General features: G+C 74.5%; 28 protein-coding genes. 14 read left to right on the top strand and 14 right to left on the bottom strand.

The genetic code is table 11. The features are described from left to right. Positions 1–104: 104 nt before the first annotated feature. The 7 genes from PUR56_RS04210 to PUR56_RS04180 are packed head-to-tail and all read left to right on the top strand — an operon-like array spanning position 105 to position 6081. Complete coding sequence (locus PUR56_RS04210; protein ID WP_329947908.1) at positions 105–1781, top strand: ATP-binding protein; 1677 nt, start codon at positions 105–107, stop codon at positions 1779–1781. Continuing rightward, positions 1765–2178, top strand: a complete 414-nt coding sequence (locus PUR56_RS04205) for a roadblock/LC7 domain-containing protein (RefSeq protein ID WP_329878555.1) — start codon at positions 1765–1767, stop codon at positions 2176–2178. Before PUR56_RS04210 ends, PUR56_RS04205 begins: the two co-directional genes overlap by 17 nt. Beyond that, the gene (locus PUR56_RS04200; protein WP_329878558.1) at positions 2175–2522 is read left to right on the top strand and encodes a DUF742 domain-containing protein; all 348 of its coding nucleotides are present in this window, start codon (positions 2175–2177) and stop codon (positions 2520–2522) included. Before PUR56_RS04205 ends, PUR56_RS04200 begins: the two co-directional genes overlap by 4 nt. A 58-nt stretch (positions 2523–2580) precedes the next feature. Then, on the top strand, positions 2581–3150 hold the full coding sequence (locus tag PUR56_RS04195; RefSeq protein ID WP_329878645.1) for a GTP-binding protein: 570 nt from the start codon (positions 2581–2583) through the stop codon (positions 3148–3150). Beyond that, positions 3147–4700, top strand: a complete 1554-nt coding sequence (locus tag PUR56_RS04190; protein WP_329947885.1) for a cytochrome P450 — start codon at positions 3147–3149, stop codon at positions 4698–4700. The genes PUR56_RS04195 and PUR56_RS04190 overlap by 4 nt, the downstream gene beginning before the upstream one ends. Next, positions 4697–5770 carry a cytochrome P450 family protein gene (locus tag PUR56_RS04185; RefSeq protein WP_329947884.1) on the top strand — a complete coding sequence of 358 codons (1074 nt, stop codon included), beginning with the start codon at positions 4697–4699 and terminating at the stop codon, positions 5768–5770. Before PUR56_RS04190 ends, PUR56_RS04185 begins: the two co-directional genes overlap by 4 nt. 44 nt (positions 5771–5814) lie before the next feature. Then, entirely contained in the window at positions 5815–6081 is a 267-nt protein-coding gene (locus PUR56_RS04180) for a hypothetical protein (RefSeq protein WP_329878564.1), read from the top strand. Positions 6082–6178: 97 nt separating this feature from the next. On the opposite strand, the gene PUR56_RS04175 is transcribed toward PUR56_RS04180, so the two are convergent. Both PUR56_RS04175 and PUR56_RS04170 read right to left on the bottom strand, forming a co-directional pair. Continuing rightward, positions 6179–6997, bottom strand: coding sequence for an isocitrate lyase/PEP mutase family protein (locus PUR56_RS04175; RefSeq protein WP_329947883.1), 819 nt, complete (start codon positions 6995–6997; stop codon positions 6179–6181). An 11-nt stretch (positions 6998–7008) separates the two neighbouring features. After that, positions 7009–7491 (bottom strand): carboxymuconolactone decarboxylase family protein, encoded by a 483-nt coding sequence (locus PUR56_RS04170; RefSeq protein ID WP_329947882.1) that lies wholly within the window; start codon positions 7489–7491, stop codon positions 7009–7011. A gap of 359 nt (positions 7492–7850) precedes the next feature. Here PUR56_RS04170 and PUR56_RS04165 point away from each other — a divergent pair, with 359 nt between their 5' ends. Beyond that, a complete protein-coding gene (locus PUR56_RS04165; RefSeq protein ID WP_329947881.1) occupies positions 7851–8636 on the top strand; it encodes an NRDE family protein in 786 nt (261 codons plus the stop codon). Positions 8637–8707: 71 nt separating this feature from the next. On the opposite strand, the gene PUR56_RS04160 is transcribed toward PUR56_RS04165, so the two are convergent. Beyond that, a complete protein-coding gene (locus PUR56_RS04160; protein ID WP_329947880.1) occupies positions 8708–9214 on the bottom strand; it encodes a hypothetical protein in 507 nt (168 codons plus the stop codon). A gap of 130 nt (positions 9215–9344) precedes the next feature. Next, positions 9345–11177, bottom strand: a complete 1833-nt coding sequence (locus PUR56_RS04155) for a serine/threonine-protein kinase (RefSeq protein ID WP_329947879.1) — start codon at positions 11175–11177, stop codon at positions 9345–9347. Between the two features lie 327 nt (positions 11178–11504). Here PUR56_RS04155 and cpt point away from each other — a divergent pair, with 327 nt between their 5' ends. Then, positions 11505–12035, top strand: coding sequence for a chloramphenicol phosphotransferase CPT (cpt, locus tag PUR56_RS04150; protein ID WP_329947907.1), 531 nt, complete (start codon positions 11505–11507; stop codon positions 12033–12035). Between the two features lie 105 nt (positions 12036–12140). Here cpt and PUR56_RS04145 read toward each other — a convergent pair whose 3' ends face one another. Genes PUR56_RS04145 through PUR56_RS04135 form a run of 3 tightly spaced genes read right to left on the bottom strand, consistent with a single transcriptional unit; the run spans position 12141 to position 12950 of the window. Then, positions 12141–12356, bottom strand: coding sequence for a hypothetical protein (locus PUR56_RS04145; RefSeq protein WP_329878575.1), 216 nt, complete (start codon positions 12354–12356; stop codon positions 12141–12143). Further along, a complete protein-coding gene (locus tag PUR56_RS04140; protein WP_329878577.1) occupies positions 12353–12559 on the bottom strand; it encodes a hypothetical protein in 207 nt (68 codons plus the stop codon). Before PUR56_RS04140 ends, PUR56_RS04145 begins: the two co-directional genes overlap by 4 nt. Before the next feature lie 22 nt (positions 12560–12581). After that, positions 12582–12950: a hypothetical protein gene (locus PUR56_RS04135; protein ID WP_329947878.1), complete on the bottom strand. Its 369-nt coding sequence runs from the start codon at positions 12948–12950 to the stop codon at positions 12582–12584. Positions 12951–13067: 117 nt separating this feature from the next. Between PUR56_RS04135 and PUR56_RS04130 the strand changes: the two genes are divergently transcribed. After that, positions 13068–13913 (top strand): helix-turn-helix domain-containing protein, encoded by an 846-nt coding sequence (locus PUR56_RS04130; protein WP_329947877.1) that lies wholly within the window; start codon positions 13068–13070, stop codon positions 13911–13913. Further along, on the top strand, positions 13897–14103 hold the full coding sequence (locus PUR56_RS04125) for a DUF397 domain-containing protein (protein WP_329947876.1): 207 nt from the start codon (positions 13897–13899) through the stop codon (positions 14101–14103). The genes PUR56_RS04130 and PUR56_RS04125 overlap by 17 nt, the downstream gene beginning before the upstream one ends. 116 nt (positions 14104–14219) lie before the next feature. On the opposite strand, the gene PUR56_RS04120 is transcribed toward PUR56_RS04125, so the two are convergent. After that, positions 14220–15110 (bottom strand): sigma-70 family RNA polymerase sigma factor, encoded by an 891-nt coding sequence (locus PUR56_RS04120; protein WP_329947875.1) that lies wholly within the window; start codon positions 15108–15110, stop codon positions 14220–14222. A 98-nt stretch (positions 15111–15208) separates the two neighbouring features. Between PUR56_RS04120 and PUR56_RS04115 the strand changes: the two genes are divergently transcribed. Further along, on the top strand, positions 15209–15679 hold the full coding sequence (locus PUR56_RS04115) for a carboxymuconolactone decarboxylase family protein (protein ID WP_329947874.1): 471 nt from the start codon (positions 15209–15211) through the stop codon (positions 15677–15679). 17 nt (positions 15680–15696) lie between these two features. Here PUR56_RS04115 and PUR56_RS04110 read toward each other — a convergent pair whose 3' ends face one another. Beyond that, positions 15697–16683: a hypothetical protein gene (locus PUR56_RS04110; protein ID WP_329947873.1), complete on the bottom strand. Its 987-nt coding sequence runs from the start codon at positions 16681–16683 to the stop codon at positions 15697–15699. Between the two features lie 76 nt (positions 16684–16759). Here PUR56_RS04110 and pdxR point away from each other — a divergent pair, with 76 nt between their 5' ends. Together pdxR and PUR56_RS04100 are read left to right on the top strand one after the other, a co-directional pair. Beyond that, the gene (pdxR, locus tag PUR56_RS04105; RefSeq protein WP_329947872.1) at positions 16760–18292 is read left to right on the top strand and encodes a MocR-like pyridoxine biosynthesis transcription factor PdxR; all 1533 of its coding nucleotides are present in this window, start codon (positions 16760–16762) and stop codon (positions 18290–18292) included. A gap of 144 nt (positions 18293–18436) precedes the next feature. Then, the gene (locus tag PUR56_RS04100; protein WP_329947871.1) at positions 18437–19021 is read left to right on the top strand and encodes an NADPH-dependent F420 reductase; all 585 of its coding nucleotides are present in this window, start codon (positions 18437–18439) and stop codon (positions 19019–19021) included. A 12-nt stretch (positions 19022–19033) separates the two neighbouring features. On the opposite strand, the gene PUR56_RS04095 is transcribed toward PUR56_RS04100, so the two are convergent. The 5 genes from PUR56_RS04095 to PUR56_RS04075 form a co-directional block, all read right to left on the bottom strand. Continuing rightward, entirely contained in the window at positions 19034–19219 is a 186-nt protein-coding gene (locus PUR56_RS04095; RefSeq protein WP_329947870.1) for a DUF6126 family protein, read from the bottom strand. A gap of 40 nt (positions 19220–19259) precedes the next feature. After that, positions 19260–19898, bottom strand: a complete 639-nt coding sequence (locus PUR56_RS04090; RefSeq protein WP_329878596.1) for a helix-turn-helix domain-containing protein — start codon at positions 19896–19898, stop codon at positions 19260–19262. Positions 19899–20050: 152 nt separating this feature from the next. Beyond that, entirely contained in the window at positions 20051–21763 is a 1713-nt protein-coding gene (locus PUR56_RS04085; RefSeq protein WP_380356545.1) for a pyruvate dehydrogenase, read from the bottom strand. A gap of 148 nt (positions 21764–21911) precedes the next feature. After that, entirely contained in the window at positions 21912–24323 is a 2412-nt protein-coding gene (locus tag PUR56_RS04080; RefSeq protein ID WP_329878600.1) for a glycoside hydrolase family 65 protein, read from the bottom strand. Next, positions 24320–25069, bottom strand: a complete 750-nt coding sequence (locus PUR56_RS04075; protein ID WP_329878602.1) for an HAD family hydrolase — start codon at positions 25067–25069, stop codon at positions 24320–24322. Before PUR56_RS04075 ends, PUR56_RS04080 begins: the two co-directional genes overlap by 4 nt. Between the last annotated feature and the right edge of the window lie 41 nt (positions 25070–25110).

Here is a 25110-nt window from a genome sequence, read left to right as displayed (position 1 = left end):
GGCCGATCGGCGTGCTATTGACGGGATATCGACGAGTTCTGGTCACTTGGCGAGATCCGTTCACACCTTCGTAGGATCATCACCCTAGAATTCGCGGCGTGACGATGACTCAGTGGTGCGCAACGGCAACCGGCGTACTCGCCGCCCTCGCCCTCGTGGCCGCCGCCCGCTACCGCGCGGTCTCCGCCACCCAGCGCCGTCGGGTCACCCAGCAGCAGCGCGAGATCGACCGCCTCAAGGAACAGCTCACCGGCGAACTGAGCCGCCGCGGCGCCGAACTGGCCGCCGTCCAGCAGGAACAGGAGCTCAACGCCTCCACCCAGCGGGCGTTCCTCAGCGTGGCCCGCCGGATCCTCGTGATGGCGCACGACCAGCAGGCCCTGCTGGACGAGATGGAGCGCACCCACGACGATCCGGCCCTGCTGGAGGGCCTGCTCAAGGCGGACCACGCCGCCGCCCAACAGGCACGACTGGCCCAGACCCTGGCCGTGCTCTGCGGCGCCCGGGCCGGTCGGCACTGGCCCGAGCCGGTCACGCTGGAGGACGTGGTGCGCGGTGCGCAGTCGCGGATCCTGCCCTTCCAGCGGGTGGTGGTCCGCAGCCGGATCGAGACCGCCGTGGTCGGGGCCGCCGCCGAGGCGCTGATCCACGCCGTCGCCGAGCTGCTGGACAACGCCACCCGCTACTCCCCGCCCAGCACCCAGGTGTTCGTCACCCTGATGCCCGTGCACAACGGCGCCGTGATCGAGATCGACGACGGCGGCGTCGGCATGCCCGAGCAGGCCGTCTCCAAGGCGGCCGCCGCGCTGGGCGGCGGGCCCGCGATCGAGGTCTCCCGCCTCGGCGAGGTCCCGCAGCTCGGGCTGGCGGCGGTCGGCCGGCTCTCCGAGCAGTACGGGTTCCGGGTCACCCTCAGCTCCGCGCCCTCGCCGTACGGCGGAGTGCGGGTCGTCGTGCTGCTGCCGAACGCGCTGCTCACCGAACCGCTGCCGTCGACCGTGCCCGGCCTCGGCACGGACGACGCCGTGTTCGGCCACGGTCCGCGCCGGTCCGCCGCTCCCCGGTCGGGCTCCCCCGCGCCCGGCCGGTCCCCGGCACACGGCCCCCAGGGCACGCACGGGCCGCAGGGTCCGTACGGATCGCCCGACGCGCACGGCGCGCACGGGTCCCCGGGCGTTCACGGATCACCCGGCGCGTACGGGCAGCCGGACGGGTACGGGCAGCAGGGCGCGTTCGGAGCACCGGGCGCCTACGGGCAGCAGGGCCCGACCGGGCCGCAGTCCGCGCAGGACCCGTACGGGTACCCGGCACCCTCCGAGTACCCGCCGCTGTACCCCCCGGCGACCGGCTACCCGCCGGTGACCGGCACGCCGGGAGCACCCGGCATCCCCTCGGCCGACACCCCGTCGGCCGACCGGCCCGCCGAGGCCGGCGCCACGCCGCCGCCGCTGCCCCGCCGGAGCCACCGGCGCGACCGGGCCAACCGGCACGCCGCGTCCGCCGCTCCGACCCCGCCGGCCGCTCCGCCGTACCGCTCGGCCCAGCAGGCGCAGACGTTCATGGCGATGTTCCAGGCCGGCACGGCCAGCGGCCGCTCGGCCGTCCAGGCCCAGGCCCACTCCCCGGGCCACCCCCAGGGCCACCCCCAGGGCGACGATCGGGCCCACTCCCCGGGCCACGGCCAGAACCCCGGCCGGTCGCACGCCCCGCACGACCCTTCCCTTCCCGCTTCCCCCCAGCTTCCCCAGCGCTCCGGAGAGTTCCATGACCACCACCCCTGACCTCGGCTGGCTCCTCGCCGACATCGTCTCCGTCCCCGAGGTCCAGCACGCCGTCGTGGTGTCCAACGACGGCCTGGAGATCGGACGCAGCGAGGGCATCGTGCGCGAGGACGCCGAACGACTCGCCGCCGCCTGCTCCGGCCTCCAGTCACTGGCCCGCGGCGTCGCCCAGGGGTTCGGCGGCCACGGCAGCGCGACCCGCCAGATCATCATCGAGTACGGCGGCGGCTACCTCTTCATCGTCGCCGCCGGCGCCGGTGCCCACCTGGCCGTGGTGACCGCCGAGGCGGTGGACGCCGGGCTGGTCGCCTACCAGATGCAGGTCCTGGTCGAGCGGATCGGCTCCCACCTCACGAGTCCGCCGCGCGCCGACCTCGCGGCGGAGGGGCTGCGGTGAACGGGCCGGTCCGGCCCTACGTCATCACCGGCGGCCGCAGCCGTCCCACCAGGACCGCGCTGGCCGTCGAGAGCCTGGTCACCGCCTTACCCGACCGGCCCGCACTGCCCGAGGACGCGCTGCTCAACCGCGAGCACCAGCGGATCCTGGACCTCTGCCGCAGCCTGCTCTCGATCGCCGAGGTGGCCGCCTACCTGGGCCTGCCGCTCGGTGTCGTCAAGGTCCTGGTCGGCGACCTCTGGGACCTCGGCGCCGTCCAGGTGCTCCCGCCCGTCCCGCAGGCCGAACGCCTGCCCACAACCCTCCTGGAAGAGGTACTCGTTGGCCTCCGCCAACTCCGCTGACGCCCTCGCCGGCGCTCCCGCCGGCGCGTCCGCCGACCGCCCCGCCGAACCCCGGTACCTGCCGCCGTCCGTCCAGGGCGCCGTCAAGATCCTCGTCACCGGCCCGTTCGGGGTGGGCAAGACCACCCTGGTCGGCTCGCTCAGCGAGATCACCCCGCTGCGCACCGAGGAGACCATGACCGCCGCCAGCAGCGGGGTCGACGACCTCACCGGGCGCAGCGAGAAGACCACCACCACGGTCGCGCTGGACTTCGGCCGGATCACGCTCAACGCCCGGCTCGCCCTCTACCTCTTCGGCACGCCGGGCCAGCAGCGGTTCTGGCCGCTCTGGGACGACCTGTCGCGCGGCGCGCTCGGCGCCATCGCCATGGTGGACCTGCGCCGGCCGGACGAGAGCTTCGAAGTGCTCGGCCGGCTGGAGGAACAACGGATCCCGTTCGCGGTGGCCGTCAACACCTTCCCGGACACCCCGAGCTACCCGGAGGAGGAGCTGCGGTCGGCACTGGACCTGCTGCCCGAGGCGCCGATCCTGTACTGCGACGCACGGGACCGACGGGCCTCGTACGACCTGCTGATCGACTTCGTCGACCACCTGCACTCCACGGCCGTACTGGAGCTCCAGCGATGACGACCCCCGAGCCCGGTACCGCGCTTCCGCCGCCCGGCTGCCCCGCGCACGCGGGCGGCCCACCGTCCGGCGGGCTCCCCGGCGGGCTGCCGGTCGGAGTGCCGCTCACCCCGCTGTACGGCACGGCCGTCGCCGACGACCCGCACGGTCTGTACGCCCGGCTGCGCGCCCAGTACGGCCCGGTCGCGCCGATCGAGCTGGAGCCCGGCGTCGAGGCCTGGCTGGTCGTCGGCTACCCCGAGCTGCTCGAACTCACCCGCAACGAGGCGCTGTTCTCCAAGGACTCGCGCCGCTGGCGGGTCCCCGCCGAGGGCCGGCTGGCCCCCGACTCCCGGCTCCAGCCGATGACCGCCTGGCGCCCCACCCTGCTCAACCTGGACGGCGCCGAGCACCAGCGGCTGCGCGCCGCCGTCGCCGACACGCTCGCCCAGATCGACCACCGGCAGCTGCGCGAGACCACCGAGACCGCCGCCGACGCGCTGATCGACAGCTGGGGCCCGGACGGCACCGCCGACCTGGTCGCCCAGTACGCGCGCCGGCTGCCGCTGCTCGTCTTCACCCAACTGCTCGGGCTGGCCGCCGAGACCGGCCAGCACCTGATCCAGCTGATCAGCCACATCGCCGACAGCGGCGCCGAGTCGGTGCGCGCCAACGCCGAGTTCCAGGCGATCCTGGTCGACCTGGTCCGCCTCCGCCGGACCACGCCCAGTGCCGACCTCACCTCCTGGCTGCTGGCCCACCCGGCCGGGCTGACCGACGAGGAGGCGGTGCACCACCTGGTCGTGATGATGGTCGCCGGCAACGAGACCACCATCTGCTGGACCGGCAACACGCTGCGGCTGCTGCTGACCGACCGCCGGTTCCGGGCCACCCTCACCGGCGGGCGGCTGACCGTCGCCGACGCGCTGGAGGAGGTGCTCTGGCGCGACCCGCCGACGCAGAACTTCCCCGGCCGGTGGGCCACCGGCGACACCGTCCTCGGCGGCCAGTACATCAGCCGCGGCGACATGCTCGTCCTGGGGCTGGCCGCCGCCAACGCCGACCCGGCCGCCCAGGGCACCGGCACGCCCGGGCACGGCGCGCTGGGCGGCAACCGGGCCCACCTGGCCTGGGGCGCCGGCAAGCACGTCTGCCCGGCCCAGCAGCCGGCCCGGATCATCGTCGAGACCGCCGTCGAGACCCTGCTCCACCGCCTTCCGGACCTCCAACTGGCCGTACCGCCGGGCGAGCTGGCCTGGCGTCCGTCGCCCTGGTCGCGTGCCCTGGTCAGCCTGCCGGTGCTCTACAGCGCCTTCACCCCGCCCCGACCGCAAGCCCCCGAGAGGCCCGCCGCATGGACACCGCCGCAGCCGCCGAGCACGACCGACCCGGCCACGGAGCCGTCCCCCTCCGAGGGGGGTCCGACGCCGGGGCAGGCGCGCCCGTCCGGCCCGACCCCGTCCGGCTCGACCCCTTCGGACGGGACCAGCACGGGGAGAACCTCCGGCTCCGGGAAGCCGGCCCGGCGGTCCTGGTGGAGCTCCCTGGCGGGGTGGTGGTCTGGGCAGTGACCCATCACGACACCCTCCAGGAGCTGCTCGCCGACCCCCGCGTCGGCAAGAACCCGCAGCTGTGGACGGTGTTCCGGGAGGGCCGGCTGCCCGAGGGGTGGCCGCTGATCAACTTCGTCACCGTCCCCGGCATGATCACCACGGACGGCGACGACCACCGGCGGCTGCGCGGCCTGGTCACCCAGGCGTTCACCCCGCGCCGGGTCGCCGCGCTGCAACCCGCCATCGAGGCCCGGACCGTCGCCCTGCTCGACCGGATAGCCGGCCTGGAGGGCGAGTTCGACCTGCGCGAGCACTTCGCCTACCCGCTGCCCATGCAGGTGATCGGCGAGCTGCTCGGCCTGCCGCCCAAGCAGCAGGACGAGCTGCACGAGCTCTCCGACACCCTGGTCTCCAGCTCGGCCACCCCCGAGGCCGCGGTCGCCGCCCAGCGGGCGCTGTTCGCCCTGCTCGCCTCCGTGGTCGCCGCCAAGCGGGCCGAACCGGGCGACGACCTCACCACCGACCTGATCGCCGCGCGCGAGGACACCGACCGGCTCAGCGAACAGGAGCTGGTCGGCACCCTGCTGCTGATGCTGGTGGCCGGCCACGAGACGACGCTCAACCTGATCACCAACGCCGTCCGGGCGCTGCTCGCCCACCCCGACCAGCTGGAGCTGGTGCTGAACGGCACCGCGTCCTGGTCCGCGGTGGTGGAGGAGACGCTGCGCTACGACTCGCCGGTCGGCCAGTTCCCGCTCCGGTACGCGGTCGAGGACATCCCGGTCGGGGACGCCGTGATCCGGCGCGGGGACGCTCTGCTCGCCTCGTACGCCGCCGCCGGACGGGACTCCGGGCACTACGAGGAGGCCGACCGCTTCGACCTCACCCGCAAGCCGAACCGGCACCTGTCGTTCGGCCACGGCCCGCACTTCTGCCTCGGCTCCGGGCTCGCCCGGATGGAGGCGGAGACGGCGCTGCGGTCCCTGTTCGCGCGGTACCCCGGGCTGGCGCTCGCGCAGGGCCCGGCGCCGGAGCCGATCGGGTCCTTCGTCAGCAACAGCGTGCGGACGCTGCGGGTGACCGTCTGACCTTGCGGAAGTGACCGCGGGGCGGCCGGGTCGTTGGGGGTTCCATGAAGAAACTCGCCACCCTGGCCGCCCTCACCATGGCCGGTCTCGCCGCCGCCGTCCCGGCGGCCTCCGCCGCCACCTCCACCGCGGCCTCCCCGGACGCCCTCGGCGGGCTCTCCAACGGGCTCACCCTCTCCCCCGCCGACCTCCTCCTCCACGAGGCGAAGGACCTGCCGCTGGTCGGCCACGCCGCCGGCGAGGTCGAGGCCATCGGCACCAACCAGATGACCCACCCCGGCCTCAGCGGCCAGATCGGCCACGGTCTGTGAGACCGGCCGGCGGACGGCCCTCGGGCCGTCCGCGGAACCGGCCGGCCGGTGCGACAGACCGGTTCCGCACGGTCGCACCGGCCGGTCCTGAGCCGGCTCACTCGGCGGGGGCGCTCAGCTCCTGCAACTCCTGGTAGCCCAGCCCGCCGTCGAGCGCGGTGTACGTGCCCTCCGCGTACACCTCCTCGGCGGCGCGGCGCACCGCCGCGTACGCCGCCCGGGCCAGACCCGGCCCCAGGCTGACCCGGGCCACCCCCAGCCGCGCCAGCTCCGGCACGGACGGCGAGCCCGGCCCGGCCAGCACGTTGAGCGGCGCCGGGACGGCCTTCACCAGCGCGGCGATCACCTCCGGGTCGGCCACGCCGGGCACGAACACCCCGTCGGCGCCCGCCTCGACGTACGCGCGCAGCCGGGCGACCGCCTCGTCGAACCGCCCCTCCGGGTCTCCGAGGCCGAGCAGGAAGACGTCGGTCCGGCCGTTGACGAAGAGGTCCACGCCGGCCGCGACCGCCGCCTCGCGGGCCGCCGCGATCCGCTCGGCCGCCTCGGCCACGGGCCGCCGGCCGTCCTCCAGGTTCACCCCCACCGCCCCGGTGGCGAGGAGCCCCGCGACCGTCCCGCCCACCCCGGCGGCCGTCTCCGCGAACCCGCTCTCCAGGTCGGCGGTGACCGGCAGGCCGACCGCGCGGACGATCAGCGCCGTCTGGGCCAGCACCTCGTCCCGGTCGGCGGCGTCGCCGTCCGCGCTGCCGAGCGTCCAGCTGACGCTCGCACTGGCCGTCGCCACGGCGCGCGCCCCGGCGGCGGCCACCAGTCGGGCGCTCGCCGCGTCCCAGACGTTGGCGAGCACCAACGGGTCACCGGGGCGGTGGAGTTCGCGGAGGATCCGGGCCTTGGCCTGCTGCTGTGCCGTCATGGTCGGGAACCCTACTTCGCGGCCGGGCTGAGCCGGGAGGTGACACCGATCCGGTTCCAGGAGTTGATGGTGATGATCAGTGCGATCAGCTGCGCCAGCTCGGCCGGCTCGAACTGCGCGGCGGCCTCCTGGTACACGGCGTCCGGCACGTGGCCCTGGGTGAGCAGCGTGACCGACTCGGTCAGCGCGAGCGCGGCCCGCTCCCGGGCGGTGAACCACGGCGTCTCGCGCCAGGCGGGGAGGGAGAGCAGGCGGTGGTCCCGCTCGCCGTTCTTCAGGGCGTCGGTGGAGTGCATGTCGATGCAGAACGCACACCCGTTGATCATCGAGGCGTGCACCTTGACCAACTCGGCGAGGACCGGGTCCACGCCCTGCCGGGCGGCACGCTCCACCGCGAACATCGCCCTGTAGAAGTCGGGCGCCAGGTCGGGAAGGGAGATCCGCTGCTCGGGGGCGGGGACGGGGGTGTCGGCCGAGGTCTCGTTCGTCGTCATGCCTGCCAGCCTAGAGGCCGGGTGGCCTGCCCTACTGGTGCGTTCGGGCCCGGGAATCGTGGGCCACTTCGGGGGTGCGCCGGGCCCCGGCCGGCCCGCCGCGGCCGTGGTGCGCGGAGTCTGGCACGACCGGGCTTCCGGCGGAAGTCCCCGGACGCCCGGTCGGTGGCCGTGGCCGTGCGCCCGGGCGCCCCTCCGGTGCCTCGTCGGTGCGTCTCCGCTCGCCTCCGGTGTGGCTCCGGTCGCCTCTCCGGGCGCGAACGGGCGTGCGAGGATCGCAGGGTGGGGCGGTACCGGTGGGATCCCGGCGCCGCCCGGTGCGGACGAGGTCAGGGGGACAGGACGTGTGTACGGCGTTCGTGAGCATCGAGCCGTCGTCGGCGGTACCGGTGCTGGTGCTGGCGGTGCGGGACGAGTACGCCGGCCGGCGGTGGGCGCCGCCCGGCCGCCACTGGCCCGCACAGCCCTCCGCGGTCGGCGGTCTCGACCTCGTCGCGGGCGGCACCTGGCTGGCGGTCGGCTCCGCCGGGGCGGGCGGGGAAACCGTCGCGGCCTGCCTGCTGAACGGCTTCGGCACCCTGGCCCCCGCGCAGGCCCGGCAGTCGCGCGGCGAACTGCCGCTGCTCGCCGTCCGGGGCGGCCGGATCGACCGGCTGGACCTCGACCGGTACGACCCCTTCCACCTGGTGGTGGCACGGGCCGGCGGCGTGCGCGTCCTGAGCTGGGGCGGCAGCGGCAGCCGGCTCGCGGAACTGGACCTGCCCACCGGCCTGAGCGTCGTGCTCAACGACGGCCCCGAGGGGATGGCGGAGAACCGGACCGCCTCCGAGCGGATCCGCTCGCTGATGGGTGCCCGGGCCGCCCGCTTCCGCGCCCGCTTCGAGACGGCCGCCCGCCCGGAGCCGCTCCCCGACGCCGTGTCGACCGGCGAGGCGTGGGGCGCGTGGCTGCCGATCGTCGCCGGGGACGGACTGCCGCTGGACGACCCGGCTGCGCTGGTCCAGCGCCGCGAGTTCGGCGACGGCCGGATCTGGGGCTCGTCGTCGATATCCCTGCTGGCCTTCGGCCCGGCGGGCGTCCGCTACGACTTCGGCCCGGCACCGGTGGAGGGCGACGGCGACTGGCGCCGGGTGGAGGCGGCCTGACGGCCTGCCTCCACCCCGCCGGGAAAGCCGGCGACCGGCGCCGAGCGGCGTTCACGTGCTGTACCGGGCGCTCACCCCTCGGCGCGGGCCTGGAGCCAGCGCTTCGCGACGGTCTCGCTGACGTAGTACCAGTACTCCGTCGCGCGGTCCTCGTCCTCGCTCGCGATCTCCGACCACCACATCGGCCAGAACTCCCGCTCGTAGTGGGCCTTCAGGACCCGGCTGAAGCCCGACAGCGACCCGCGGAGCCGGGTGCGGTCGAGGCCGAGCGCGGCGACCAGCGCCCCGTAGCTCACCTTCACGCCCGGCTGCTCCGCGAGGATGTCGAGGATCGCGACGACCACCTGAACGGAGTCGCGACGGTCGCTGATCAGGGCGCGGAGGTCTTCCACGGCCCACTCGTCGCGGCGCCGCTGGTGCTCGCCCTGGGGGTCCCTCGACGTGGGCCCCGTCCCGCCGGCCGGGGCTGCGGCCGGGGCCGCGGTCGCCCCGCTGCGCTCGGCGATGAAGGCGTAGACGGCCGGCACGAGATGGGCCGGCACCGGCACCGACACGTACGCCGGGTTCTCCTGGGTCATGACGTTCCTCCCCTTGCTACTGCCGCTCCGTGCGGCGACATGTCTGATCATGGCATGCCGTCAGCACCGGTGTCCAGCCACTAACGCCCATTAATAAGCATGAGCACCCTTCAAGGGGCTTGGAGAGGTATCAGGGGACGCGGAACTCCTGGGACTTGTTGCCCGGGGTGCAGACCGTCATGGTGAGCTGCGCACCGGCGCCGTTGTCGGTCAGGCAGTTCTGGCCCATGTAGTCCTTCAGGTAGAAGGCGCCGGAGGTGGTCGCGGGGGTGACCGTCCAGTTGGTCATGAAGCTGAAGCCGTTGGAGAGGACCACCTTGCCGTCCATGTCCTGCACGAGCGGCGGGGCGCTCAGCTTGCACGGGTTGAACTGGTGCCAGCTGCTCGGCACGGTGTGCACCCAGCCGTAGGCGCTCGCGCCTCCCATCACCACGGCCTGGCCGCCCGCCAGGCTGTCCTGGGAGAGACCGACGCGCAGGCCGTCCCCGACATTGGTGAGGTAGCCCCAGTTGGTGCCGCCGCATCCGGCGGGGACGGCGGCCGGAGGCTGGGCCGACGGGGAGGCGGCGGGGGCCGACGGCCGCGGAAGAGCCGGGGGCGCGGCGGTGGCGCCCGAGGGCACGGGCGGAGCGGTGACGGCCGACGGCAGGGGCGGTGCGGCGGGCCCCGTGCCGCCCGGCGCGGTGGCGGCGGGCGGCTGCTGCGGCGCGGTGGTCCGGGCGGGCCCGGTGGCGGACTTCGACGGGCCGGTGGCGGGCGGCAGCGCCGTCTCCGTCCCCGACGGGGTGCCGGACGGCGCCGCGGTGGGCTGCACGGTGGCGGGGAGCGGCGCGGCCGGGACGGTCGCGGTGACGGTCACCGCCACCGGCGGGGCGGAGCCCGGCGTCTGCGCCTCCGAGGTGAACGGCGCCTTGTCGATGAGCAACACGGTGGCCGTCCCCACCGAGATCACCAGCGGGAGCACGATCGGCACCAGGAAGCCGCGCCGCCGGCTGCGGGGAACGGGTTCGGTGGCCGCGCGGGACACGACCTCGCCGACCACGGCGGGGGGCACGGCGGGGGCCGCGGCGGGGGCCGCGGCGGGGGGCACGGCGGGTACGGCCGGGGGCGTGACCGGCGACGCGACCGCCCCCGGAGCCACCGCCGCGCGGGCGGCCTCCGCCATGGCCGCCGCGTCGGCGAAACGGTCCCCCGGTTGCTTGGCCAGCGCCGTCGTGACGATCGCCCGCACCGCCGCCGGTATCGACTCCGGCAGCGCCGGCACCGGCTCGCGCAGGTGCTTGAGCGCCACCTCCAGCACGCTCTCGCCCGTGAACGGCGGCCTGCCGGTGAGCAGTTCGTAGCAGACCACGCCGACCGCGTAGAGGTCCGCAGCGGGTGTGATCTCCTTGCCCTCGGCCTGCTCGGGAGCCATGTAGAGGGCGGTGCCGATCACCGCGTGCGAGGCCGTGAGCCTGGTCCCGGCGGTGGCGCGGGCGATGCCGAAGTCGGTGACCGTCACCCGGTCGTCGTCCCGGACCATCAGGTTGGACGGCTTCACGTCGCGGTGCACGATGTCCCGCCGGTGCGCGGCGTGCAGGGCGTCCAGCGCGGCGGCCAGCAGACCGAGCGCGCGGTCCGGCGGGAGCACCCCGTCCTCGGCGAGCACCTTGTCCAGCGGACGGCCGTCGATCAGCTCCATGACGATGTAGGCGGCGCGCTCGCCGTCCTCGTCGGGGCCTTCCTCGCCGTAGTCGTGCACGTCCACGACGCCGGGGTGGCTCAGGGCGGCGAGCAGCTGGGCCTCACGGCGGAAGCGCCGGGCGAAGGTGCCGTCCTCCAGCAGCGCCGCGTGGAGGATCTTCACCGCGACCTGCCGCCCCAGCACCGCGTCGTCGGCCTGCCAGACGGACCCCATCCCGCCGCCGCCTATCCGCGCGGTCAGCGTGTAGCGCCCCCCGAGCACGGTCCCCCGACCACTCATCCCCAGCCCCTCCGTCGGACGCGACCGAACGCGTCGGCAGGCGAACAGTCTGCCACGCCCCCTCGCACCCACTGTCGAGCCTCCCGCCCCGTCGCCACAAGGGGGTTGAGCAGCGACGGAGCCCGCCGCGACCCGACTCGTCCGGCCCGCAGCCACGGATCCCCCCCGGCGGCGGAGCGGCGGGCTCAACCTCGCGTCCAGGTCCGCCCGTTGCGGCATCCCGCCGTGCCGCCTGCCGCCGGGCGGACCCAGGGGCGGCGACACGGCCCCAGGGGGCGCGGAAATCCGTTTCGGGCACGGCGCCGGCGCCTCTACGGTGGCGCGGTGATGACTCAGGTGATCGTTCTCAACGGTGGTTCCAGCTCGGGGAAGTCCGGGATCATCAGGTGTCTCCAGGCAGTCCTGCCGGACCCGTGGCTGGCCCTCGGGACGGACACGCTGGTCGAGGCGATGCCGATGTCGATGCAGACGGCGGACGGCGGGATCGAGTTCGCTGCGGACGGGGCCGTGATCGTCGGGCCGGGGTTCCGGACGCTGGAAGCGGCCTGGATCGAGGGGATCGCCGCCATGGCCCGCGCGGGTGCCCGGGTCGTCGTCGACGAGGTCTTCCTCGGCGGAGCGGACTCGCAGCAGCGGTGGCGGACGGCCCTGAGCGGGTTGCGGGTGCTGTGGGTCGGCGTCCGGTGTGACGGCGCGGTCGCCGCGGGGCGGGAGGTCGCACGGGGCGATCGGACCATCGGCATGGCCGTGTCCCAGGCGGAGGTGGTCCACCAGGGCGTGACCTACGACCTGGAGGTGGACACCACCCGGGCCGAGTCGATGGAGTGCGCACGGACCATCGCCGCACGCGTGGAGTGACCGAAGGCCCTGCTGTCCGACGCGGTGACGCAGCGGGCGAACGAGCCGGGCCGGAAGGCGCCCTGCACAGGAAGTCGGAGGGGCCGAAGTCCCGTGCGGGGAGGGTCAGCGTCGGCGGGTGGCCCAGTGGCGCTCGATCGCACGGCCGAGGGTGGAGTTGACGAGGAGGGTGCCTGCGCAGAGGACGAGGAGGAAGAACAGGTTGGCCGCGCCGGGACCGTGACGGCGGACGGGGTGGCTGGCGAGTACGGCGAGCACCGTGCCGGCCGCCACGGAGGCGGCCGAGGCGGCGATCAGCAGCATGCGGGGCGGGCGGCTCATCCGGGAAGCGGCCTCGCGGCCGACGGTGCCGGGTCGGTGGGCGCGGGGAGGCCGACGTGCTCGGGCCGGGCGGTCCACTCGACGCCCCCGCCGACCGGGCGGAGGTAGAGACGGCCGCCGATGGTGTCCATGTAGACGCCGGTACGGCGGGTGCGGCGGTCGAGGACGAGTTGGCCGGGCACGGGGGAGGGTTCGGTGTTCATGGGGTGCGGGTCGCTTCCGGGATCACTGGGCGGCGAGGCGGACGGTCACCAACCGGCCGGTGGAGACGACGACTTCGGCGGCGAGCGGGGTGCCGCCGACCGCACCGAGGGTGACGGGCCGGCCGGCCGAGGGCCGCCAGGGGTGCCGCTCGCCCTGCTCGCGGCGGGCCCGGACACCGTCGCGGATCACGTCGACGAGCTTGAGCACGACGGACGTCGGCGCGGCCCCGAGGTCGATGAGGACCACGCCGGTGACGGAGGCGCAGTTCCAGTCGATGCCGGTGGAGGGCAGGGCCGTCCCGGCGGCGGCGAGGGTCGCCGTGAGGTCACCGAGGGCTTCGGCCGCCTCCGAGCGGTCCTCGGCGGTGATCCTTCTGAGCATGGAGGCCATGACACTGCTCCTCTGTCGCGGTGGAGTTCTGCGATTCCCCCACCAGAATCAAGCACCCCGCCTACGCTGAGAAGCCAATTGGTCACCACAAGTTGATTGTTCGGAGGCAGAGCCCCGATGACCACCCCCAACAGCCTGCCGCCAGGAAAGACGCCCAGGGAGTACTACGGCTCCGAGCTGCGGCGTCTTCGAGAGGCCGCACTACCGAAGATGTCCCAGGAGAAACTGGGGGCACTGACGTTCGTGTCCGGTACATACATCGGGCAACTGGAGAATTCTGTCCGGTCACCGCAGATCGATCTCTCCCTGCGCATCGACGACATCCTCGACTCTGGCGGGGTGCTTGTGCGCATTCATGAATTGTTGGAGTACTCGCGTTTCGCCGATTACTTCAAGGAAGCCGTCGAGCACGAGTCACGCGCGGTTTCGATCTGCGAGTACGCCGGGAGCGTGGTGCCGGGGCTGTTGCAGACCTCGGACTATGCGACGGCCGTATCACTAGGTGCCCAACCCCTGCTCAGTGATGACGAGCTGGCGGAGCTGGTCGCCGCGAGGATGGATCGACAAAGGCTGGTAAGCGCCACAACCGGACCGGAGTTGTGGTTCATCCTGGACGAGGCCGTACTCCGCCGGGTCGTGGGAAGCCGCCGGATCATCGTGGACCAACTCAGGCACATCGCCGCTCTGATCATAAGAAGGCGTCTGATCGTCCAGATCGTCGCCTACGAGGCCGGAGCCCACGCGCTTCTCGGTGGCATGCTCTCGCTGATGACCTTCTCCGACGCACCTCCGCTGGTCTATCTCGAAGGACAGCATGCCGGACAGCTCATCGATGACACGGGGTTGGTCGCCAGATGCCAGCGGTCCTACGATCTCGTACGGGCCGCCGCGTTGTCGCCGGAGGCGTCCCTGGCCCTGATCCTGTCGGCGGCGGAGGTCCACGAGAATGCGCAAGAGCAATGACCGCTCCGCCCAGTGGCGGAAGAGCAGTTACAGCAATGGCGAGGGTGGTTCCTGCGTCGAGGTGGACGACGCTGCTCCGGGGCGGGTCCGGGACTCCAAGGACCCCGACGGGCCCGACCTCACCTTCAGCCCGGCCGCCTGGCAGGCCTTCGTCACCGCCGCCCGGGGCGGGGAGTTCGGCGACGTCTGACCGGTCGGGCCGGCCGTCCGGGGTGCCTCCGGGCGGCGGGCGCGCTCGGTGCGGTGGTGGCGGCGTTCCGGAGCGGCCGGCCGCCCGGCGGGAGGGCTCCCGCCGGGCGGCACCCGTCAGGCCGACAGGCCGAGCCGCTCCAGGCGCTCCGGGTCGGTGAAGATGTCCATCGCGACGACCTTGCCGCCGCGGACGGTGAACGCCGCGAGCGAGACAGGGCGTCCGTCGGCGAACACGGCGACGGCGGGCTCGCCGTTGACCAGCACCAGCCGGGTCTCCCCCGCGAACCGGGCCGCGAACACGCTCGCCCCGGACGCCACCTCGGTCGCGCCGCGCCGGACCAGGCCGGGCCGCAGGACACCGCCGTCGTTGCGGGCGACCACCTCGGGGTCGAGGATCGCGAGCAGCGCGTCGAAGTCCCCGCCGCGAGCCGCGGCCAGGAAGGCCGCCACGACCTCGCGCCGCAGGGCCAGGTCGGCGTCCGGCGCGGGCGCGGCGCCCTGGACGCGGCGGCGGGCACGGCTGGCGAGCTGGCGGGTGGAGGCGGCGGTGCGGCCGAGGACGGGCGCGATCTCGTCGAAGGGCACCGAGAACAGGTCGTGCAGCACGAACGCGAGCCGCTCCGCGGGGGAGAGCGTCTCCAGCACGATCATCAGCGCGATGCCGACCGAGTCGGCCATCAGGATCTCGTGCTCCGGGTCGACGGCCTGCGCCCCGCCGATGACCGGGTCGGGCAGCCGGACCTCCCGGCCGTCCCGGTCCTGCATCGGGTCCTCGCGCCGGGCGGCCCGCGAGCGCAGCAGGTCCAGGCAGACCCGGCCGACCACCGTGGTCAGCCAGCCGCCCAGGTTGGTGACCGCGCTCGTGTCGGCCCGCTCCAGCTTGAACCAGGCCTCCTGCACCGCGTCCTCGGCCTCGCTGAGCGAGCCGAGCATCCGGTAGGCCACGGCCCGCAGATGGGGTCGGTGCTCCTCGAACCGCGCGGCCGGAAAATCTTCCCCGTTCACCTGTCACATCCTCGCGTCGGGATCCGTCAGTGCTTCGACGGACGTTAACCGGTCCGCGCGACGCCCGCGCCGGGCCCCCTGAGCCGGAGGACCATCAGATGACCACCCACACCGCCCGGATGAAGAACCCCGCCATGGTCCTGCCGGACGCCATGAAGGGCATCCAGAACATCTACAAGGCGATGTACCAGGGCGGCGTGCCCCACCGGACCATGGAGCTGGTCCACCTGCGGGCCAGCCAGATCAACGGGTGCAGCGCCTGCGTCGTCGCGGGCGTCACCGGGGCCAAGAAGGCCGGCGAGACGGACGAGCGGCTGCACGCCGTCGCCGCCTGGCGGGAGGCGCCGTACTTCACCGACGAGGAGCGCGCGGCCCTGGCGCTGACCGAGGCCGCGACCCGGATCGCCGACCGCTCCGGGCAGGCCGTGCCGGACGACGTCTGGGACGCGGCGGCGGACCACTTCGGCGAGGAGCAGCTCTCCGCGATCATCCTGATGATCGGGCTGACCAACTTCTTCAACCGGATCAACGCGACGATCCAGGAGCCGGCCGGTGCGACCTGGAACTGAGCGGGCGGCGGCCCGGCTCAGGACTGGCGCCCGCGCCCCGCGTTCGGCGGGCGGCGCCGGCCGGGGCCCGAGGAGCCACCGGCCGGACCGCCCGACGGGCCGCCGGAGGAACCGCCGACCGGGCGCTGCCGGGGCGGACGGCCGGGGCCGAGGGCGGACTGACGGCGCTGGATCTCACGCCAGATCCGCGGCGGGCAGGGCCCCTGCGGGTGGTCGGAGAGGAAGCTCTCGTAGGGCACCCGGCGCGGCACCATCCCGACCTCGACCCAGGACGGCTTGCCGGTGCGGTCCCAGCCCTCGTTCTCCATCCGGATGTAGTCGTCGCGGTGGTCCTTGTCCTTGCTGGTGATCTGCAGGACCTCCGCGTACCCCTGCTGGGCCTGGAGGATCACGCAGTAGTGCCGGGCCGCCTCCGCCCGGTCGCGGAACGGCACCATCGCCACCCACACCTCCCCGGCGGCCGGGCGGGCGACGGTCCTGGTCCGGGAGTCGGTGCGGCGCGGCGGGGTCCAGGACCGCTCCGGCGGGCCGCCGGCCCAGGACCGGACGCGGAGCCGCCAGGCCCAGGCGATCGCGCCGACCACGACGCACTGGAGGGCCGAGGCGTTGGCCCCGGCCTGGTCCCGCACCCCGAAGACCTGCGGGGCGAGGTACGCGCCGACCAGGTGGGCGACCAGCGCGGCGAGTCCGGTGAGGGCGGCCGCCCGGACCGGGACCACCCAGGGTTCGACCCGGCGGCGGCGACCGGCCTGCCAGTCCAGCAGCAGGGCGACCGCGTAGGAGATGCCGGCCAGGATCGCCACCTGGGCCGGGGTGGCGTGCAGCGGCGGCGTCTGGCCCTTCATGACGGCGGGTATCAGGACGGGCAGGGCGAGCAGGTAGCCCAGCACCGTGAAGAAGATCAGCATGAAGAAGGCGTTCAGGCAGCCCCCGCCACCGGACCGCCGCCCGCCGCCTCTCGGGCCGTCGCCCGAACTGCCGTACCGCCGCGCCATGTTCGCCACCCCCACCGTGGTCGTCCCGGTCGGGCGCAATGTATCGGAGATCCCGGGGTGACGGGAGTGCCGCGATAATCCGGACATGACCGCCCGCCGACCGCCCTCCCGGACCGCCCGCCGCCCCTCTCCCCGGGCCGCTTCCTGGACCGCCTTCGGCGGCGATCTGCACCTCGACCTCACCGGGCGGCGGGCCGCCGGGACCGGGCTGCGGGCGGCCCTGGAGGACGCGCTGCGCGAGGCCGTGCAGGACGGACGGCTGGCGCCCGGTACCCGGCTGCCGTCCTCCCGGGCGCTCGGCGAGGACCTCGGGATCGCCCGGAACACCGTCGTGGAGGCGTACGGGCAGCTCACCGCCGAGGGGTGGCTCAGTTCGCGGCAGGGGTCCGGCACCACGGTGGCCGAACGCGCCACGCCGCGCCCCGCCGAGCGCCCCGCGACCCTGCCGCCGGGGATCCGGCCCACCGGGCGGCACGACCTGCTGCCCGGCCGGCCGGACCTCTCGCTGTTCCCGCGCACCGCCTGGCTGGCCGCCGCCCGGCGGGCGCTGGCCACCGCACCGCACGACGTGTTCGACTACGGCTCCCCGCTGGGCCGGATCGAGCTGCGGCGGGCGCTCACCGACTACCTGGCCCGGGTCCGCGGGGTGCGCACCGACCCGGAACGCCTGCTGATCTGCGCCGGGTTCAGCCAGGGCCTCGGTCTGCTCGCCGCAGCCCTGCGCGAGCGGCTCCGTCGTGGCGAGGACGGCGGTTCCCGCGCCGCCCGCGGCGCCCGCGCCGTGGCCGTCGAGGCGTACGGACTGCCGCCGCAGCGGGACGTCCTGCGGGCGGCCGGGCTCGCCCTCGTACCGCTGCCGATGGACGGGTACGGCGCGCGCACCGACCTGCTGACCGGGCCGGGCGCCCCGGCGGCCGGCGCCGTGCTGCTCGCCCCCGCGCACCAGTTCCCGACCGGCGTGGCCCTGGCCGCCGACCGCCGGTCGGCGGCGGTCCGCTGGGCGCGCGAGCACGACGGCTACGTGATCGAGGACGACTACGACGGCGAGTTCCGGTACGACCGGCAGCCGCTCGGCGCCATGCAGGCGCTCGACCCGGACCGCGTGGTCTACGGGGGGACGGCCGCCAAGAGCCTGGCCCCGGGCCTGCGGCTGGCCTGGCTGGCGCTGCCCGACGCGCTGGTCGAACCGGTCGCCCGGTTCAAGCGGCTGGCGGACACCATGTCCCCGGTGATCGACCAGCTGACCCTCGCCGAGCTGATCACCTCCGGCCGGTACGACCGGCACGTCCGCCGCTCCCGGCTTCACTACCGGCGCCGCCGGGACCGTCTGGTCGCGGCGCTCGCCGAGCGGGCCCCGCACGTCCGGGTCACCGGGATCGCCGCCGGGCTGCACGCCGTCCTGCAACTGCCGCCCGGCGCGGGCCCGGAGGCGGAACTGGTCGCCCGTGCGCGGGCGGCGGGCCTGGTCGTCTCCGGTCTCGGCCCGCACCTCCTCGACCCGTCGCTCGCCCCGGACGCCCCGCCCGCCCTGGTGGTCGGCTACGGCACCCCGCCCGAGCACGCCTTCCCGGCCGCCCTGGACGCTCTCTGCGCGCTGCTGGCCGAAGCGGGCGGCTAGCGGCACCGAGGCGGCGGTGCCGCAGTGCGAGCGGGGGGCGGCAGCACGGACAGGGGCGACAGCACGGGGCCCCGGATCAGGAATACCCTTGCCGCCCAAGGGAGTTCACTCCGGAAGCCGTCCACGTCCCGAGGGGGAACCGCCATGCGCATCGCCGTCATCGGAGCCGGCAAGGTCGGCCGCGGCCTGGCCCTGGCCTTCCACACCGCCGGGCTCGACGTCGCCCTCGGCACCCGGGACCCGGCCGCCGCCCCGGACGGGCCGGTGGAGGCGGTGGGGATCGGCGACGCGCTGGCGGGCGCCGACACCGTCGTCCTGGCCGTCACCGGCACGGCCGTGGACGGGCTGCTCGCCGAGCACGGCGCGGCCCTGGACGGCCTGCTGGTCGTCGACGCCACCAACCGGGCCGGGCGGCCGGACGGCGTCCTGCACAACGCCGGGGCCGTGGCCCGGCACGCGCCGGGGGCCCGGTACGCCCGGGCGTTCAACAGCGCCGGGGTGGAGCTGTTCGGCCGGCCGGACCCCGACGGGGCCGCCGCCGACCTGCTGTTCTCCGCCGACGAGGCGGACCGGGCCGCGGTCGAGCGGCTGATCGGCGCGGCCGGCCTGCGCCCGGCCTACCTGGGGCCGGAGTCGTACGCCGACCTCGACGCCGCGCTGCGCCTGCTGGTCCGGCTCACCGCGGTGAGCGGCAGGCGCCACCTGGGGTGGCGGGTGATCACCGAGTGACCGGCGCCGGTGCTACTTGTTCCGGTTGCCGAGCTCGAAGAGGAGCAGGATGAAACCGGCGAAGGCGTGGGTGGCGACCGTGTAGATCACCAGCCGGATGCCGACGCGGCGGTTGGCCCACTTGCCCGCGTCGATGGTCTTCGGGGCCGAGGCCGGGGCGGGCGCGGCGGCCGGGGCGGGGGTGGCGGGATCAGCCATGGGAGATCTCCTCCGAGTGTTCCGATGTTCCGACGTCGGGTCAGTGGTGCGGGGCAGGGCCGCCGCCGAGGCAGAGTTCGCCGCCGGGGCTCTGCAGCAGGGTGTGCATGAAGAGCAGCTCGACCCCGGCCGCCGAGTCGGCGGCGATGCAGTGCGGGGTGAGCGAGTCGAAGTGGGCGGAGTCGCCCTCGGCCAGCAGGTGGACGCGGTCGCCGAGGGTCAGCCTGAGCCGGCCCTGGAGGACGTAGAGCCATTCCTCGCCGGGGTGGACGCGGACCACCGTGTCCTGGACCCCCGGGGGGACGTGCACGCGCAGCGCCTGCATCGCGCGGCCGGGGGCGCCGGCCCGTCGGTAGCCCCAGCCGCCGGCCCGTCCGGGTTCGATGGCGCCGCCGCGCACCACCGGGTCCGGTTCGACGAGGCTCTCGCCGAGCAGGCCGGAGACGGAGGTGCCGTAGGCGCGGGCGAGGCCGAGCAGGACGGGCAGCGAGGGCTGCCGGCGCCCGGTCTCCAGTCGGGACAAGTACGCTTGGGAGAGCCCGACCCGGGCGGCGGCGACCTCCAGCGTGAGGCGGCTGCCGAGCCGGTGCTCGCGCAGCCTCGCGGCGAGGCCGGCCACGTCGTGGTCGTCGAACTGGTCGCCGGGGTCGGCGGGCGGACCGGCTGGGCTGGTGCTCATGTGTCCAGTGGACACCTCACATGCCGCAGGGGCAAGAAACTTGCCTCAGAGGCAAGACGGCTCCGCGTGCCCGCGCCCGGACGGCCGACCCTCCCGGCGGCGGCCCCGGCACCTCCGGCCTCCCCCGACTCCCCCGGGGGCCGCGGCGCGCCCTACGGCCTGGGGATGTTCCGCAGGTTGGACCGGGCCAGGTCGATCATCCGCCCCACCCCGCCCGAGAGCACCGTCCGGCCGGCCGCCAGCGCGAAGCCCTTCAGCTGGGCGGCGGTGATGTGCGGCGGGATGGAGAGCGCGTTCGGATCGGTCACCACGTCCACCAGTGCCGGACCGGGCCGCTCCAGCGCCTCCTCCAGCACCTCGCGGACCCGGGCCGGTTCGGTGACCCGCTTGGCCGGGATGCCCATCGCCCGGGCGATGCCGGCGTAGTCGACGTCGCCGTTGTCGATCTCCGACTCGGGGTAGCCGGAGACCAGCATCTCCAGCTTGATCATGCCGAGCGCGCCGTTGTTGAACACCACCGTCTTCACCGGCAGCCGGTGCTTGGCGACCGTGAGCAGCTCGCCCAGCAGCATCCCGATCCCGCCGTCACCGGCCATCGCCACCACCTGCCGCCCGGGACAGGCCAGTTGGGCGCCGATCGCGTGCGGCAGCGCGTTGGCCATCGAGCCGTGCAGGAAGGAGCCGATCACCCGGCGGCGCCCGTTGGGCTGCAGGTAGCGGGCGGCCCAGACGTTGTTCATGCCCGTGTCGACGGTGAACACCGCGTCGTCGGCGGCCACCTCGTCCAGGACCGAGGCCACGTACTCGGGGTGGATCGGCAGGTGCTTCCCGATGTCCCGGGTGTAGGCGCCGATCACGCCCTCCAGGGCGCGGCAGTGCTTGTCCAGCATGGCGTCCAGGAACGCCCGGTCGGTCTTCTGCTCCAGCAGCGGCAGCACGGCCCGCAGGGTGGACGGGACGTCGCCGTGCACGGCCAGTTCCAGCGGGGTGCGGCGGCCGAGCCGGGTGGCGTCGTGGTCCACCTGGACGGTGTGGGCCTGCGGCAGGAAGGAGTCGTACGGGAAGTCGGTGCCGAGGAGGACGACGAGGTCGGCCGAGTGGAGCGCCTCGTGGCAGGCACCGTAGCCGAGCAGACCGCTCATACCGACGTCGTACGGATTGTCGTACTGGATCCACTCCTTGCCGCGCAGGGAGTGTCCGACCGGCGCGTGCAGGGCGTCCGCGACCGCCATCACCTCGGCGTGCGCGCCGCGTACGCCCGCGCCGCAGAAGAGGGCCACCCGGCGGGCGGCGTTGAGCGCCTGGGCGAGGGCCTGCACCTGGGACCAGGGCGGGGCGGCGACGGCCTGCTCGGTCAGGAAGCTGCCGGTGCCGGTCGGTCCGGCGGCGGGCAGCGCTGCCACGTCGCCGGGGAAGGCCAGGACGGAGACACCGCGCGCGCCCAGCGCGTGCTGGATCGCGATCCGCAGCAGCCGGGGCAGCTGCGCGGGCGTGGAGACCGTCTCGCACCAGCTGCTGCAGTCGGTGAACACGCGATCGGGGTGGGTCTCCTGGAAGAAGCCGGTGCCGATCTGCGCGGACGGGATGTGCGAGGCCAGCGCGAGCACCGGCAGGCCGCTGCGCTGGGCGTCGTAGAGGCCCTGGATGAGGTGGGTGTTGCCGGGCCCGCAGGAGCCCGCGCAGACCGCCAGGCGCCCGCTCAGCTCGGCCTCGGCGGCGGCCGCGAAGGCGCCGGCCTCCTCGTTGCGCACGTGCACCCAGCTGATGCCCTCGGCTCGGCGGATCGCGTCCACCACCGGGTTGAGGCTGTCGCCGACCACCCCGTAGACCCGCTCCACCCCGGCCTGCCGGAGCACCTCCACCATCTGCTCGGCCACACTCACCACGGGGCTCTCCTCCACCGGCCGACGGTTGCCGCACGACACCGCCACCGTCCGGCCTACGGGCCCGCCCCGCAGCCGGAGCGGGCCCGTACGGGTGAACGGAGGGCCGGGGCGGGCCCTTCGCGTCCTCCTACTCCGCCGCGAGGTGGTCCGCCGCCGCGCCGACCCGCCCGCCCGCCACGCCCGCCTGCGGCTGGCGGCGGGCCGGTTCCCGGCCGGGCGGCTGGCTGCACCGCTCCTGGGCGGGCGGGGCGGTGGTCGGCAGCGAGACCGGCTCACCGGCCTTCACCTGGACGGCCTCGCCGTCGTGCCGCAGGTGGATCACCTCGCCGCGGCGCAGCGTGTAGGTGGTCTCGTCGTGGCCGATCCGGACGCCCAGCAGCTGGCCGCGGACCAGCAGGGAGAAGCTGAGCCGCATCAGCCCGCTGGGCAGCCGCGGCCGGAAGGAGAGCGTCTCGCCGTGGTCGCGCAGACCGCCGAAGCCCGCCACCAGGGCGACGCACGCCCCGGCCAGCGAGGCCATGTGCAGGCCGTCCCGGGTGTTGCCGCCGAGGTCGTGCAGGTCCATCAGGGCGGCTTCGGCGGTGTAGTCGTACGCGAGGTCGAGCTGGCCGACCTCGGAGGCGATCACCGCCTGGGTGCAGGCGGAGAGCGAGGAGTCGCGGACGGTCAGCCGCTCGTAGTAGGCGAAGTTGCGGGCCTTCTGCTCGTCGGTGAAGGCGTCGCCGCGGACCTGCATGGCGAGCACCAGGTCGGCCTGCTTGACCACCTGCTTCCGGTACAGGTCGAAGTACGGGTAGTGCAGCAGCAGCGGGTAGTTCTCGGCCGGGGTGTTCTCGAAGTCCCAGAGCTGGTGGTCGGTGAAGCCGTCGGCCTGCGGGTGGACGCCGAGGTTCTCGTCGTACGGGACGAACATCGCGGCGGCGGCGTCCCGCCAGGCGGCGGTCTCCTCGGTGTCGACGCCGAGCGCGGAGGCCTCGCGCGGGTGCCGGGCGGCGGCCTCGGCGGCGGCGCGCAGGTTGGTCTGCGCCATCAGGTTGGTGAAGACGTTGTTGTCGGCGACGGCGCTGTACTCGTCCGGCCCGGTGACGCCCTCGATGCGGAAGTTGCCGGCCGCGTCGTGGTGGCCGAGCGAGCGCCACATCCGGGCCGTCTCGACCAGCAGCTCCAGCCCGTACTCGCGCTCGAACTCGACGTCCCCGGTGGCCCGGGCGTACCGGGCGACGGCGGCCGCGATGTCCGCGCCGATGTGGAAGGCGGCGGTGCCGGCCGGCCAGTAGCCCGAGCACTCCTCACCGCGGATCGTCCGCCACGGGAACACCGCGCCGGCCAGGCCGAGTTGCGCCGCCCGCTCGCGGGCCAGCGGCAGCGTGGTGTGCCGCCAGCGCAGCGCCTGGTTGACGGCGGAGGGCAGGCAGTAGGTGAGGACCGGGAGGACGAAGGTCTCGGTGTCCCAGAAGCTGTGCCCGTCGTAGCCCGGTCCGGTCAGCCCCTTGGCGGGGATGGCCCGTTCCTCGCTCCGGGCGCCGGCCTGGAGGACGTGGAAGACGGCGAACCGCACGGCCTGCTGGAGTTCGACGTCACCCTCGATCTCGATGTCGCTGGTGTCCCAGAACTCCTCCAGGAACCGGGCCTGTTCGGCGACCAGGCCGTCCCAGCCGGTGTACCGGGCGGCGGTCAGCGCGGCCTCCACCTGGTCCCGGACGGCCGGCTGCGAACGGGTCGCCGACCAGCCGTAGGACATGAACTTCACCAGTCGCAGCCGCTCCCCGGGCCGGAGCACGGTGGTGACGCTGATCCGGCAGTGGTCGTCCTCGGACTCGGCCACCGTGTCCAGCCGGTCCGGGCCCTCGATGACGTGGTCCATCCCGGCCGCGACCCGGATGCCGCTGTACCGGGTGCGGTGCACCAGCACGGCCTTCGTGCCGCCCGCGTGGCTCACCTCGGCGAGCAGCGGAGCCTCCAGGACGGCGGCGGCCCGCGGGTCGCCGTCGGCACCGCCGGGCAGCTGCTCGTTGGCGACCAGCTCGGACTGGAGCACGATCCGCACCGGGCCGTCCACCGCCTCGACGGTGTACTCGACGGCGGCGATGGCCCGCTGGGTGAGCGAGACCAGCCGGGTGGACTCGACCCTGATGGTCCGCCCGGCCGGGGAGGTCCACTCGGCGGAGCGCCGCAGCAGCCCCTCCCGGAAGTCCAGCCACCGCCGGTGGTTGAGCAGTTCGCCGTACCTGAGGTCGAACGGCTCGTCGTCCACCAGCAGGCGGATGATCTTGCCGTTGGTCACGTTGATGACGCTCTGGCTGGACTCCGGGTAGCCGTAGCCGCCCTCCCCGTACGGCAGCGGGCGCAGCTCGAAGACGCCGTTCAGGTAGGTGCCGGGCAGGCCGTGCGGCTCGCCCTCGTCCAGGTTCGCCCGCAGGCCGATGTGGCCGTTGGAGAGGGCGAAGACGGACTCGGCGCGGGCCATGGCGGCCAGGTCGAGGCCCTGCTCGGCGATCTGCCACGGGTCGACGACGAAGGGCTGCTCCTGGCCGGTCATGCCGTCTCCTCGGGGATCAGTTCGGCGAGGTCCCGGACCACCACGGTGGCGCCGTCGCGGCGCAGTTCGTCGGCCTGGCCGGCGCGGTCCACCCCGACGACCGCGCCGAAGCCGCCGGCCCGGCCGGAGGCGACCCCGGCCAGCGCGTCCTCGAAGACGGCGGCGTGCGCGGGCTCCACGCCCAACGACCGGGCGGCGGCCAGGTAGGTGTCCGGCGCGGGCTTGCCCGGCAGTCCCTCCCGCTTGGCGACGACGCCGTCCACGACGACGTCGAAGAACGCCTCGATGCCGGCGGCGCGCAGCACGTCCCGGCAGTTGGCGCTCGACGAGACGACCGCGGTGGGCAGGCCGAGGGCGCGCAGCCGGCGCACGTACGCGACCGAGCCGTCGTACGGGCGGACGCCCTGCTCGCGGATCATCCGCAGCACGGTGTCGTTCTTGGCGCGGCTGACGCCGTGCACCGTGCGGGCCCCGGGCGGGTCGGCGTCGGTGCCCTCGGGCAGGTCGATGCCCCGGCTGTGCAGGAACGCGCGGGTGCCGTCGAGTCTCGGCCGGCCGTCCACGTGGGCGTCGTAGTCGGCGACGGCGTCGAAGGGAACGAACGGCCCGCCGGTGCGGGCCGCTTCGGCGCGCAGGAGGGCGTCGAAGGTGTCCTTCCAGGCCGCGGCGTGCACCGTGGCGGTCTGGGTGAGCACCCCGTCGAGGTCGAAAAGGAAAGCGCGGATGTCGTCCGGTAGCCCCAGCATGGGTGCAGTCTTACCCGCGAACGCGAACCTAGCCGCCCATT

Source organism: Streptomyces sp. BE303 (assembly GCF_036290945.1).
Lineage (GTDB): Bacteria > Actinomycetota > Actinomycetes > Streptomycetales > Streptomycetaceae > Kitasatospora.
The sequence above is the reverse complement of the archived record's forward strand: the minus strand, read 5'-3'. Positions and strand labels throughout refer to the sequence as shown.

What these genes read in the sequence shown, in the direction of transcription:
- PUR56_RS04090 (WP_329878596.1), bottom strand. Translation starts at nt 19,898, where the DNA reads ATGAGCACCAGCCCAGCCGGTCCGCCCGCCGACCCCGGCGACCAGTTC.
- PUR56_RS04160 (WP_329947880.1), bottom strand. Translation starts at nt 9,214, where the DNA reads ATGACCCAGGAGAACCCGGCGTACGTGTCGGTGCCGGTGCCGGCCCAT.
- PUR56_RS04135 (WP_329947878.1), bottom strand. Translation starts at nt 12,950, where the DNA reads ATGGCCTCCATGCTCAGAAGGATCACCGCCGAGGACCGCTCGGAGGCG.
- PUR56_RS04085 (WP_380356545.1), bottom strand. Translation starts at nt 21,763, where the DNA reads ATGGTGGAGGTGCTCCGGCAGGCCGGGGTGGAGCGGGTCTACGGGGTG.
- PUR56_RS04130 (WP_329947877.1), top strand. Translation starts at nt 13,068, where the DNA reads ATGACCACCCCCAACAGCCTGCCGCCAGGAAAGACGCCCAGGGAGTAC.
- PUR56_RS04180 (WP_329878564.1), top strand. Translation starts at nt 5,815, where the DNA reads ATGAAGAAACTCGCCACCCTGGCCGCCCTCACCATGGCCGGTCTCGCC.
- PUR56_RS04075 (WP_329878602.1), bottom strand. Translation starts at nt 25,069, where the DNA reads ATGCTGGGGCTACCGGACGACATCCGCGCTTTCCTTTTCGACCTCGAC.
- PUR56_RS04115 (WP_329947874.1), top strand. Translation starts at nt 15,209, where the DNA reads ATGACCACCCACACCGCCCGGATGAAGAACCCCGCCATGGTCCTGCCG.
- pdxR (WP_329947872.1), top strand. Translation starts at nt 16,760, where the DNA reads ATGACCGCCCGCCGACCGCCCTCCCGGACCGCCCGCCGCCCCTCTCCC.
- PUR56_RS04210 (WP_329947908.1), top strand. Translation starts at nt 105, where the DNA reads ATGACTCAGTGGTGCGCAACGGCAACCGGCGTACTCGCCGCCCTCGCC.
- PUR56_RS04100 (WP_329947871.1), top strand. Translation starts at nt 18,437, where the DNA reads ATGCGCATCGCCGTCATCGGAGCCGGCAAGGTCGGCCGCGGCCTGGCC.
- PUR56_RS04175 (WP_329947883.1), bottom strand. Translation starts at nt 6,997, where the DNA reads ATGACGGCACAGCAGCAGGCCAAGGCCCGGATCCTCCGCGAACTCCAC.
- PUR56_RS04140 (WP_329878577.1), bottom strand. Translation starts at nt 12,559, where the DNA reads ATGAACACCGAACCCTCCCCCGTGCCCGGCCAACTCGTCCTCGACCGC.
- PUR56_RS04190 (WP_329947885.1), top strand. Translation starts at nt 3,147, where the DNA reads ATGACGACCCCCGAGCCCGGTACCGCGCTTCCGCCGCCCGGCTGCCCC.
- PUR56_RS04080 (WP_329878600.1), bottom strand. Translation starts at nt 24,323, where the DNA reads ATGACCGGCCAGGAGCAGCCCTTCGTCGTCGACCCGTGGCAGATCGCC.
- PUR56_RS04205 (WP_329878555.1), top strand. Translation starts at nt 1,765, where the DNA reads ATGACCACCACCCCTGACCTCGGCTGGCTCCTCGCCGACATCGTCTCC.
- cpt (WP_329947907.1), top strand. Translation starts at nt 11,505, where the DNA reads ATGACTCAGGTGATCGTTCTCAACGGTGGTTCCAGCTCGGGGAAGTCC.
- PUR56_RS04095 (WP_329947870.1), bottom strand. Translation starts at nt 19,219, where the DNA reads ATGGCTGATCCCGCCACCCCCGCCCCGGCCGCCGCGCCCGCCCCGGCC.
- PUR56_RS04125 (WP_329947876.1), top strand. Translation starts at nt 13,897, where the DNA reads ATGCGCAAGAGCAATGACCGCTCCGCCCAGTGGCGGAAGAGCAGTTAC.
- PUR56_RS04155 (WP_329947879.1), bottom strand. Translation starts at nt 11,177, where the DNA reads ATGAGTGGTCGGGGGACCGTGCTCGGGGGGCGCTACACGCTGACCGCG.
- PUR56_RS04145 (WP_329878575.1), bottom strand. Translation starts at nt 12,356, where the DNA reads ATGAGCCGCCCGCCCCGCATGCTGCTGATCGCCGCCTCGGCCGCCTCC.
- PUR56_RS04170 (WP_329947882.1), bottom strand. Translation starts at nt 7,491, where the DNA reads ATGACGACGAACGAGACCTCGGCCGACACCCCCGTCCCCGCCCCCGAG.